Source organism: Nostoc sp. 'Peltigera membranacea cyanobiont' 213, assembly GCF_002245975.1.
In the GTDB taxonomy this organism is placed as follows: Bacteria; Cyanobacteriota; Cyanobacteriia; order Cyanobacteriales; family Nostocaceae; genus Nostoc.
The window spans coordinates 1-3,399 of record NZ_NOLI01000291.1; the positions used below are offsets into that span (position 1 = coordinate 1).

At 37.2% G+C, this 3,399-nt stretch carries 3 protein-coding genes and 2 pseudogenes; 4 read left to right on the forward strand and 1 reads right to left on the reverse strand.

Annotated elements, in window-relative coordinates:
- Together CDG77_RS38335 and CDG77_RS34070 are read left to right on the forward strand one after the other, a co-directional pair.
- Window positions 1-576, forward strand: a 576-nt coding sequence (locus tag CDG77_RS38335; protein WP_223270138.1) for a tetratricopeptide repeat protein, incomplete at its 5' end; no start/stop codon positions are given.
- An 11-nt stretch (window positions 577-587) separates the two neighbouring features.
- Complete coding sequence (locus CDG77_RS34070) at window positions 588-2,117, forward strand: CHAT domain-containing protein (protein ID WP_262985199.1); 1,530 nt, start codon at window positions 588-590, stop codon at window positions 2,115-2,117.
- Window position 2,118: 1 nt separating this feature from the next.
- On the opposite strand, the gene CDG77_RS34075 is transcribed toward CDG77_RS34070, so the two are convergent.
- A complete protein-coding gene (locus tag CDG77_RS34075; protein ID WP_094333555.1) occupies window positions 2,119-2,529 on the reverse strand; it encodes a hypothetical protein in 411 nt (136 codons plus the stop codon).
- Between the two features lie 162 nt (window positions 2,530-2,691).
- Between CDG77_RS34075 and CDG77_RS34080 the strand changes: the two are divergent.
- Together CDG77_RS34080 and CDG77_RS34085 are read left to right on the forward strand one after the other, a co-directional pair.
- Window positions 2,692-2,964, forward strand: a pseudogene (locus tag CDG77_RS34080) (tyrosine-type recombinase/integrase); the annotation flags it as partial.
- Between the two features lie 181 nt (window positions 2,965-3,145).
- Window positions 3,146-3,399: pseudogene (locus CDG77_RS34085) on the forward strand (hypothetical protein); the annotation flags it as partial.

Here is a 3,399-nt window from a genome sequence, read left to right on the forward strand (position 1 = left end):
AGAGGGGATAAAGCTGATAATTTAGAACAAGCGATTATCTGCTATCAAGAAGCATTGAAAGTGAGAACTTTTGATGCCTTACCCCAAGATTGGGCAACCATAAAACATAATTTAGCTGTTGCTTATTCAAAGAGAATTAGAGGGGATAAAGCTGATAATTTAGAACAAGCGATTATCTGCTATCAAGAAGCATTGAAAGTGAGAACTTTTGATGCTTTACCCCAAGATTGGGCAAATACGCAAAATAATCTTGCTGTTGCTTATTCAAAGAGAATTAGAGGGGATAAAGCTGATAATTTAGAACAAGTAATTATCTGCTATCAAGAAGCATTGAAAGTTAGGACTTTTGATGCTTTACCCCAAGATTGGGCAATAACAAGCAATAATCTAGGTGGTTGTTACTGTGAAAGAATTAGAGGGGATAAAGCTGATAATTTAGAACAAGCGATTATCTATTATCAAGAAGCATTGAAAGTTAGGACTCTTAATGCTTTACCCCAAGATTGGCAAGTACGCAAGATAATTTGGGTAATGCTTACTTTCTTAGAGTCAGAGGTGATAAAGCTGACAATTTAGAACGAGCAATCGTGGCTTATACCGAAGCTCTAAAAGTGAGAACTTTTGATACCTTCCCACAAGATTGGGCAAGCACGCAAAATAATCTTGCTAATGCTTACCTTTTCAGAATTAAAGGGAACAAAGCTAACAATTTAAAGCAAGCAATCAAGTTTTATCAAAATGCTTTAAAAATCCGCACAAAAGAAGATACTCCTTTGGATTGTTTACTAACCGCCCGTAATTTAGGCATCCTATACTACACAGAAAATCAATGGCAACCTGCCACAGAAACCTATCATCTCGCCATTGAATCCCTCGAAAATGCCCGAATAGAAGCACTTAATCCCCAAAATCGCCAACAAACCCTCTCTAATGCCATTGATGTCTTCTATGGAATTGTGCAGGCTTATATTAATCTCAATCAACCTGACAAAGCATTAGAATACATTGAACGCAGTAAAGCGAGAAACCTTGTGGAATTAATGGCTCAAAAAAATCTCAAACCCCAAGGCATTGAGCAAGCTATGATTGAGCAATGGGATAAATTACGTCAAAGGGTAGTTAATGAACAAATCCGCCTCCAAAATCAAAGCATTAAGCAGAATACTAGCCTTAATGATAACTTAATTCCTTATGTGACAGATCAAAGTCATCTCAAGGAATATCAACAAGAATTAAATAATTTTATCGATCAGAAAATTACACCCTTTGATCCTACTTTCAAACTAACTCAAAAAGTTGAACCCATCTCCTTTAAAGAAATTCAATCCTTAAGCGATATTGAAACTTGTCTTTTGCAATTTTATATTACGGGTGAGAAAATATTAGCTTTTGTTGTGTCTTATGATACACAAATAAAAGTTTGGGAATCTTCAACAAGCGATTTACAAGCATTAAGTGATACTATTAATAATTATTTACAGCTTTACTACTCCAAAAATGGAAAACAAGAATGGATTAATCAGCTTCCTAACCTTTTACAAACCTTTGCAGATAACCTACATATTCAAGATATTTTTGATCTCATTCCTGAAAGTTGTCAACGCTTAATTATTATTCCCCATCGTTATTTACATATTTTACCAATTCATACATTTCCTTTTAAAAATGGTGAATATTTTTATCAAAGTTTTACTAAAGGTATAGCTTATGCTCCTAGTTGCCAGCTCTTAAAACTGGTTAAAGAATCATCAAAACAAACACAACTAAATCGTCTATTTGCTATTAACAATCCTACAAGAAAGGATCTAAAACCCTTATTAGGCACTAATTTAGAAATTGAGAAAATTAAGCAAGGTTTTAAATTAGACCAAACTATTATTATTGCTGAAAAAGAAGCATCAAAAATAACTCTTACTCAAAGAAAACAAGAGTTACAATCTGCTCATTGTATTCATTTTTCTTGTCATGGTAAATTTAATCAACTTTTAGATAAAGCCCTTGAAAATAAGAGAGATCGTCTGAAATTCAAAGACTTATTAGAATCATCTGTAAAACGTCAACCTTATCCTTTTGAAAATCCGTATTATTGGTCAGGATTTATTTGTACAGGTGTTTAACTTAAGAATTGGTAGAATTTTGGCAAAATTTATCCATTCCTGCTTCTGAAATATAAATAGCAACTGGAGTTGCTATAAGTCCGGCTACTCCGGGAGGACACATAAAACATCCGGCTATAATATCTGTTAAAGGAGGAATAATTGCGGGTAAATATTTTTCACGTAAAGTTTCATATCTCGGTTGACAAATAGAATCACGGCACTGTTTCAAAACAATCACGAACCAACGTAAATCAGCATTATCTTCTACTCCTTCAATTCCATTACGAGTAGCAAGAGATTCTGCCGCGTCAGCTAAATCTCCATCCCATTCCTCAATTACATCTAAAGCAGCGATAGAATTAGGATAATCTGCTAATTGAGCGCGATATTCGGCAATTTTTTCGGAACTAAGTTGAATTAAGTCGTCCATAAACATAATCTTTTTTCTTTTTCTTTTGAGCAGTAAAAATTTAGCACATCCTGTCCCCATTTTGAGAAAATGTTAGGCTGTGCCGACTACATAGGCTGTTGTTCTGAGCGTACTTTCCCAAATAATGGCGATCGCTTAATTAACTGTAACGAACCAGCTTTAGAGGTCTTAAACAGCGACTCCCCACTGATGATTTCACACCATGCTTCATACAAAGGTGAACGCTTGAGTTATCACGGCATTTACTTCGCTGTAGAAAAAATTGGTGAAATAGGTCATATTGAGGATTTGCACCCTCACTCCTTTCGCCACACCTATGCCACTGACTTATTGCTATTGGGAGTTGACCCCAGCCATGCACGAAAACTAACAGGACATCAAAGTGAGAAAGCGTTTCGGCGCTATACCCTTCGCAGCGAACAAGAAGCCGCGTAGTTTACCGCCGTAGGCATCGCTGCTTACTATCGCGCGATTGGCGAAGAAGCGGAGTAAGGTATGCCGAAGCCGTTAGACCCCAAGTGTCAGCTATGCGCCAAAATCAATATAAGGATATGTTTGAGATTAGCTCAAGCTACTGCCCAGTGCGACCCTGCCCGTTAAATCCTGAATTTTTTCAATGACCACATACCGCCAATTAACAATTTGGGATGTGCTGGATGAGTTGTCAGAATCTCCACCAACTTCTTCTCTTGATGCTATGTGTGATTGTTTGGATGCCGAGCTAGAAAGTTTACCCTTGGAGGCACAGTTATCAACCGCAGCGCTTGCCTTCAGTCAAATTGCGGATATTCTTAAGTCTCGTGCCGAAGTGCTGTTGCAAGATACCCGCGATGGGCTACGCCCCGCCGTAGGCGATCGCAATAACCCAAA

Coding starts and splice junctions, on each gene's coding strand:
- CDG77_RS34075 (WP_094333555.1), bottom strand. CDS start 2,529: ATGGACGACTTAATTCAACTTAGTTCCGAAAAAATTGCCGAATATCGC.